At 37.5% G+C, this 7,031-nt stretch carries 6 protein-coding genes; 1 reads left to right on the top strand and 5 read right to left on the bottom strand.

Features of this window, described 5'->3' with window-relative positions:
- Nucleotides 1–262 precede the first annotated feature (262 nt).
- A complete protein-coding gene (locus tag AC6HVZ_RS16265; protein ID WP_497559217.1) occupies nucleotides 263–1,165 on the bottom strand; it encodes an Rpn family recombination-promoting nuclease/putative transposase in 903 nt (300 codons plus the stop codon).
- 137 nt (nucleotides 1,166–1,302) lie between these two features.
- Here AC6HVZ_RS16265 and AC6HVZ_RS16260 point away from each other — a divergent pair, with 137 nt between their 5' ends.
- Nucleotides 1,303–1,530 (top strand): hypothetical protein, encoded by a 228-nt coding sequence (locus tag AC6HVZ_RS16260; protein WP_497559216.1) that lies wholly within the window; start codon nucleotides 1,303–1,305, stop codon nucleotides 1,528–1,530.
- Nucleotides 1,531–1,613: 83 nt separating this feature from the next.
- Here the strand turns inward: AC6HVZ_RS16260 and AC6HVZ_RS16255 are convergent, their stop codons facing one another.
- The 4 genes from AC6HVZ_RS16255 to AC6HVZ_RS16240 all read right to left on the bottom strand — a co-directional run bounded on the left by AC6HVZ_RS16255 (nucleotide 1,614) and on the right by AC6HVZ_RS16240 (nucleotide 7,029).
- The gene (locus tag AC6HVZ_RS16255) at nucleotides 1,614–2,018 is read right to left on the bottom strand and encodes a hypothetical protein (RefSeq protein WP_497559215.1); all 405 of its coding nucleotides are present in this window, start codon (nucleotides 2,016–2,018) and stop codon (nucleotides 1,614–1,616) included.
- Between the two features lie 947 nt (nucleotides 2,019–2,965).
- Nucleotides 2,966–4,378, bottom strand: a complete 1,413-nt coding sequence (mqo, locus tag AC6HVZ_RS16250) for a malate dehydrogenase (quinone) (protein ID WP_497559214.1) — start codon at nucleotides 4,376–4,378, stop codon at nucleotides 2,966–2,968.
- Between the two features lie 267 nt (nucleotides 4,379–4,645).
- Nucleotides 4,646–5,362: a FadR/GntR family transcriptional regulator gene (locus tag AC6HVZ_RS16245; protein ID WP_497559213.1), complete on the bottom strand. Its 717-nt coding sequence runs from the start codon at nucleotides 5,360–5,362 to the stop codon at nucleotides 4,646–4,648.
- A gap of 80 nt (nucleotides 5,363–5,442) precedes the next feature.
- Nucleotides 5,443–7,029 (bottom strand): L-lactate permease, encoded by a 1,587-nt coding sequence (locus AC6HVZ_RS16240; RefSeq protein WP_497559212.1) that lies wholly within the window; start codon nucleotides 7,027–7,029, stop codon nucleotides 5,443–5,445.
- Between the last annotated feature and the right edge of the window lie 2 nt (nucleotides 7,030–7,031).

Here is a 7,031-nt window from a genome sequence, read left to right as displayed (position 1 = left end):
GGGTAAAGTTACCGTGTGGATTCGAACCACCTAGATTGTGCAACAGTGGGGCACGCCAAAAATCCGCCCGTATATTTACAGGCGGTCTCACATTTTTTCAATTAAAAGCGCATCTTCTTTAATTAACTTTCCGATCTCAATGGGGATTTGCTAAAGTCAACCCAACAAATGTATTTACAAAATCATTATTATTTCTACATATACCTGGAGCTCCGGTCATATTATTCATAGCTAACATCCGGAAATAGGATGTCAGTTCCCATTACCACAATTGTTTTTTTAATTTCTTGATTTCCTCAACATCCATTTGCGTGACTTCCATTATCAGATCCATGTCCAAACCCTTTTTCAACATTTCTATTGCCACTTTCTTAACACCAATTACTTCCCCTTCTTTTCTTCCAATCTCTTTACCTTTCTCTTCATACGAAATCGGGATTTCCATAATCTTCTCTGCCTCTGGTAATTTTTCAACTTCAGCCATTAACTGTTCCTCCTCTTCTTTTGTTAGCTTTAAATAGGTTTCAAAATAGCCGTATATTAGACGCTGTTTCGCAGGATCCAGTTGCATTCTCGTTATCATAAGCAGGAATTCCTTCTTCACCTGCACCCGTTCTTCCTTCTTATATCCCATTTTACTCATCAGTGCGGCAGCTGCCGGATTGTCTGAACGAATATAATCACGCCAATTCTTTGTCTTTAAATGAAGTGTCATATAGTTAAACGTAAGGACATGAAAAAAAGGAAATTCCATCGTATACTGATTCTTTTCCCAATTTTCTTCGTAAGTAAAAACAGCTATCGGGACTATCGGTTTCTGGTACTTATTGTACAACATACTAAAATAATGATACATCCGTTCATGAAAATCAGCTTGTTTATAACTTTGTGGTTCTACATGAACGATGACTATCACATCTGTTCCTTTAAGCGTGGTCTCTATAACAATATCAAGTCTGCGAATCTTGCCTTGCAGCACATTCGTATACACTTCTTCAGACAGTGGCTTAATTGCGTGAAAATCTAAGTTGTCATGAACATCCGGGAAAAATGCTTCAAGAAATTCTTTGAAAAATGTGTTAATGAGTTCTTTGCTTAGTTGGTCATGTCCAGTGTAGGTAGATTTTGAGGAATCTTCTTTAATCAATATTGGCATGGCTGCCATGGTATCACGTCCTTGGAGTTTTTGAGGAGAAAACTGAGGTGGATTATCTGTTTTTAATATAGCATGATTTTATATGAAGAGCAAAGGTTTTAAATATTTGGGATATGTTGCATAGGGGCAGGGGGATTGTGCCTAATTTGAGTAAAACAACAGAAACCAAAGCATATAAATCCCTGATTTCCGGTGTTTTCAATTTTTCCGCTGTTTCGGTTAGTGGATTAATGTTATTATATGGTGTATGTAGGACAGGATCCCTTTCCCCGCATCCTATCAACCAAAAGCATTATTTCACTCGCCCTTGGAAATATCCAAAAAGGAAAAAGAAGCCTATCCATTTTTTAAGTGATCGAATTATTGATCCTTGACAGCTATCAAGCATCCCTAACACCAACTGGCAATGACCGGTTTTAAGTCAAAAGTTTATCTTATTGTAGGACGTTATGGCTAGCTACGACGCTTTTCTGTTATTGCTTATTACCGTAGATTCATTAATGTTTTTGAATGCGTTAACAATAAAAACAAGAACACCTACACCAAATGCCCCGCCACCAAGATAAGTGAAGACATGGGCAAAGGCTAACATACCAGATACTTGAACTAAAAATGTACTTAAAAGAAAAAATGGTATACCAATATTATGCAGCCAAAAGTGAGTTTTTCCCAATGTACTGCTAGCCGCTCCCGGATAAACACTATATATTACACCGAAAATAGCAGTTGTTGCAAATCCTACTAAATTAACATGTGCGTGTGCAGATGCCCAATTAAGCTGAAGGGTTGATGACATAAACAAACCAACTGAAATCCCAATAATCAAATAAATAACTGCAATCTTAATCCATTTCGAACCCATAATAAAACCCCCAATTGTTTAATTATTTGAAACTTTTGACTTAATTATAATGTTATAGTAAGTCAATCTACCCAGTCAAGTAAATGGATTATAAGGACAGAATTAGAATGGGATTAAATGGAGGCTGCGTGGTCATTCCGCACCACAAGGATTCCATTGCTGCCTGTTGCTTTATTCCTGGATTCCCGAAAAAAAACACTATTTTATAACGAGGAATGTAATTATATAGGGATTTATACATATAAATACTCGTTACATATATTTTTGTATAACGAGGTAAGAATATTGTTATATCGGCAATTGTAGACTACCTCGTTATAAATTCCGGGAATCCAGGTTTATTCGGTTATTTAATTTTGATCTGGATAGCTATTTTCTGAAAGTTCTGATCAATAGATAGAACCTTGCAGTATTCGGAGCAGTGATGGTTGCGCCACTCATTGTTCAGATGGGTACACTGGTTCCTTTCCGGTTAATCAAAGGCCAGTAAAAGCAATATTAATCGCCTTTTCGGCTTAATATGTTCAGCCATTCTCATTATTCTTGTAGTCAGAGTTATATCCGCGATGAACGATATTACGGTTGGTATATTCGTCGATTATCTCCCAACTATTCTTTTGATTATCGCCGTTGGGGCGACTGGCATTTTGGCTGCGTATTTTCTTGCTTCAAAAATGTTGGTAGTAAGTAGATGTATTTTTCTTCTATTTTGTGGTATAAGCTCATAAGAAAAGTATGCCTCTCTTTTGGTTGGTTTGGTTTAACGATAAAACTATACCGTAAGTAGAGCATACTTTTCCTTTTTTATGCATTATTTTAGAGTATTTTTAAGGTTTTTAGCCATAGAAGAGCGATTTCGTTCCTTTTTTGTTGCAAATTGTGCAACACAAGAAATGCATATTTTATTAGTTCTACACAAAACTATGTGAAACGGGAGAACCGTCCCTCTATTCATCAAAAGATGGAATCATTTCCTTTAGTTTTGGTTTCCAACTCCCGAGATATTGGGAGAAATTGTACTTCAATACATCGAGCATAATTGCGACAGATGTTGAGGCACCTGGTGATTCGCCGAGCAACGCTACCATTGAATGATCTTCTGAATGGATAATTTCTGTTCCAAATTGAATCATTCCTCTTCCCGAACCATCGATATCCTTAATTACTTGTACCCGTTTACCAGCTACAATTAACTCCCAATCTTCATCTTTTGCATGTGGCACAAAAGTACGCAATTTTTCCATCCGTTTTGCTTTGGTAGCAAGAACTTCTTCAATGGAATATTTGATAAGTGAAGTATTTTTAGCCCCCGCAGCCAGCAGTGTTAAGATATTATCTTGTTTAATTGATTTGAAAAAGTCCATATTAGAACCCTTCTTCAGAAACTTTGGACCAATACTTGCAAACGGTCCAAACAACAGGGTACTTTTACCTTCTATATAACGTCTATCCAGATGAGGTACGGTCATTGGTGGGGTACCATCGGGTTCTTTTCCATAAACTTTCGCTTCATGTTGATTGACAATATCAGGATTCGTGCAAACTAAAAATTCTCCACTGATTGGGAAGCCACCAATGTGCTTACTTTCAGGAATTTTTGTTTTTTGTAATAAAGGAATAGCACCGCCACCAGCACCAATAAATACGAAATCAGCTGTATGGTATTCAATTGTATCATCTTTGAAATTACGTACGTTAACCTCCCATCTGCCATTCTCTATGCGTTTTATATCTGTGACAGTACTTTTGTATTGGACACTTATATTATCTTGTTTTTCTAAGTTGGTGGCCATTTTACGTGTCAGCTCACCAAAATTAACATCTGTTCCCGAATCCATTTTAGTTGCAGCAATAGGTTCTTCCGACGTACGCCCTTCCATAATTAATGGCATCCATTCTGATAATTGTTGTGGTTCCTCCGAATAGATCATTGTTTCAAACATTGGAAGGGAGGATAGGGCGTTAAAACGTTTCCTTAGAAAGTCAACATGTTTTTCACCATATACAAAACTGATATGTGGTAAGGTGCGAATAAAGCTTTGTGGATCATGAATATCATTTTCTTCTACTAAATAGGTCCAAAATTGTTTTGATATTTGAAACTGTTCATTAATTTCAACTGCCATACTTGTATCAATGGAGCCATCAGGTTGTTCAACGGTATAATTCAACTCACATAATGCAGCATGTCCCGTACCAGCATTGTTCCATTCATTAGAGCTTTCATCTCCAGCTTTGTCAAGCTTTTCAAAAAGTTTAATATTCCAATTTGGTTCTAATTTATTTAAGAGCGTGCCAAGCGTTGTGCTCATGATACCAGCACCAATTAAAATAACATCTTTTTTTTGTTTATCATACATCTTTTTTACCTCCAGATTATATCCCAAACATGGATTATAAGATCAAATAAAATGCTCGGAAATCAACATTTTATTATTCACACTAATTTACACCGAAATGAATAAGTATAAATTAAATGATTATATTTTTATCATTTAAACAGATCTGTCCATCAACTTTTTGGTATTCGTATCGTTTCATGGACACATCTATGTTATCCATATTCCGCACCTGCTAAAGGGGACGAAAATAATTTTATCCTTTATAAGAGTGCGGAATGTGGGTTATTACTCTCTGAAATTCATGTATTTTGATTGTTCCCTTTCTACTTCCAGCAAATGACGTAACATATTCTTATCGGCCAAATCCATCTGCCTTGATTTGATTGCTTCAAAAATTAATTGATGTTCCCTTAGTAACGAAGTCATTCCTTCTTCTGATTGCCATATTAATCTCCGAGTCTCTCTCATTGACATAACCATAGTATCTGATACACTTCGCACTAAATTAATTAACATTTGATTATGGGTTGCATCAGCGACTGCCATATGGAAATCTAAATCCGCTTGTTCTCCAATCATTCCTTCACCATTTGCTTGTTCCATTGCGAGCAATGCTTCTTCCATTGGTTTTAAATCCTCTACTTCGTGATGTATGGCTGCTGATCTAGCTGCACCAACTTCAAGTATTTTACGGACTTCATTTAGTTCTTTAATATCTTCTTGATTCATTAATAGGCCTGTTTCAACTGGAACGGAAAACGTTGCAGGATCAAATTTGGTAATATAGGTACCTTCACCTTGGCGTGTTTCAACTATCCCGATTGCCCGCAATCCACTAAGTGCTTCCCGGATGGTTGATCGACTCACATTAAAATGAACCGCCAGCCGATCAACTGAATCCAACTTATCCCCTTGCTTTAGCATTCCAGTCTTTAACATCTCTAAAAGAGAGTCTGCTACTTCTTCATAAACCTTTTTTGCACGAATGCGCTTATACTCCAAAACATAATCCTCCTTGTTTCTATAATCTATCTTCAAAGAAAAAAATGAATTTCAATAGAAGAACTTAGGCTTGGGATTTTTTATAAGAAGCTTAGTAATACAAATCCTCCGATACCAGCTAAGACACCGTACAGAAGAGCAGGTATTAACGTTTTCCTGATAACATCACCTTCTTTACCAGACAAGCCCACGACAGCACTAGCTGCAACGACGTTATGCACACAAATCATATTACCAGCAGCAGCCCCTATTACTTGTGCAGCTAAAACAACATCCGTATCCAACCCTACCTGTGTTGCAACACTATACTGAATCGGCGAAAAAGTTAGGGTTGAAACGGTTGCACTTCCAGTAATGAACGAACCAAGTTCTCCTAGGAATGGAGCAGCGAAAATCCAAACTGTTCCAAATGTACCCGCAAAGGCTTCAGCTATATATTGTGGCATCCCGACAAAATCGTTTGTATTTATACCGGAATTGGTAAATACTTGTACGAGAGCCAGTGTAAATATTAAAGTTAATCCAGCAGTTTTGACTGAACCCAAAGCGTCCTTCGATGCCTTAGAAATAGTAGAAAAAGACTTCCGTTGCATCATTACGGCGAGAATAGCAGCCAGAATTAGTATTGTACCTGGGGAATATAATACCTCCCAAGCGGAAATAATTCCTTCAATACCAAGAATATTACTCCACGTAAAGTCAATAGCCGTCAATGCAAAATCTTTTATAGGTGGAACGACTCGTGTAAGAAGTAACAATCCTACAACTATCAAATATGGCGACCATGCTGTAATCAGTCCCATTTTTGACTTTTCCTTGCTTACCTCAAAACCAGGTTTTAATGCTTCTGTCCACACAATCTTCGGTAATAAGAATCCTTTTCTTGCAGTCAATGTTGCAACAATTAAACCTGTTAGTGCCGCCAAAAAAGAAACGAACTCAGGGCCAAATAATACGGCATAAAGAAGGGCAGAAGCCGTGTATGAAATACCAATTAGCAATGTCCACAGTATCACTGGCATGGCAGCCTTTATTCCCTTCTCTTTACCAAAGAACTTTGTCAAAATAATAACAAGAATCGTTGGTATAAATGTACCTGCAAAAAGATCAATGGACGTTACCTTAACCCCAATATCCTGAAAGAAAGCTAAATTAGCATCTGGTATATTACTTAAGCCAACTAGAATTGGTGTACCAACTGCCCCAAAAGAGACTGCCGCACTATCAGCAATCAAGGCTAATGTAACAGCAGCCATTGGGGTGAAGCCTAAGGCAAGCAATAATGGACCTGTAACAGCTGCCGGCGTACCAAATCCTGCCGCTCCTTCAATTACGGAGCCAAATAAAAACGCAACGATAACAGCCTGTACCCGCATATCTGCTGAGATAGCTTGAAATCCTTGGTTCATACGGTCCACAGCACCTGTATATTGAAGTGTATTCAACAAGAGAATTGCGCCAAATAAAATCAATATAATAGTAAGCGCCTTATGCGTTCCCTGTAAAATAGAGGCTAAGACAACATCTCCCTCGACTCCCCAGACCGTCAAGGCTAAAATAATGACAATAATAGAACTAATTAGCATCCCCTTTAGCGCTGTCATTCTTAGTATAACAAGAAGAAAGAATGGTATAATAACAGCAGCTAATGCAACAAATAATAACATAA

The organism is Oceanobacillus sp. NCCP-135, assembly GCF_059698015.1.
This window is presented reverse-complemented; position numbering and strand designations above follow the sequence as displayed.

What these genes read in the sequence shown, in the direction of transcription:
- AC6HVZ_RS16265 (WP_497559217.1), bottom strand. Translation starts at nt 1,165, where the DNA reads ATGGCAGCCATGCCAATATTGATTAAAGAAGATTCCTCAAAATCTACC.
- AC6HVZ_RS16255 (WP_497559215.1), bottom strand. Translation starts at nt 2,018, where the DNA reads ATGGGTTCGAAATGGATTAAGATTGCAGTTATTTATTTGATTATTGGG.
- mqo (WP_497559214.1), bottom strand. Translation starts at nt 4,378, where the DNA reads ATGTATGATAAACAAAAAAAAGATGTTATTTTAATTGGTGCTGGTATC.
- AC6HVZ_RS16240 (WP_497559212.1), bottom strand. Translation starts at nt 7,029, where the DNA reads ATGTTATTATTTGTTGCATTAGCTGCTGTTATTATACCATTCTTTCTT.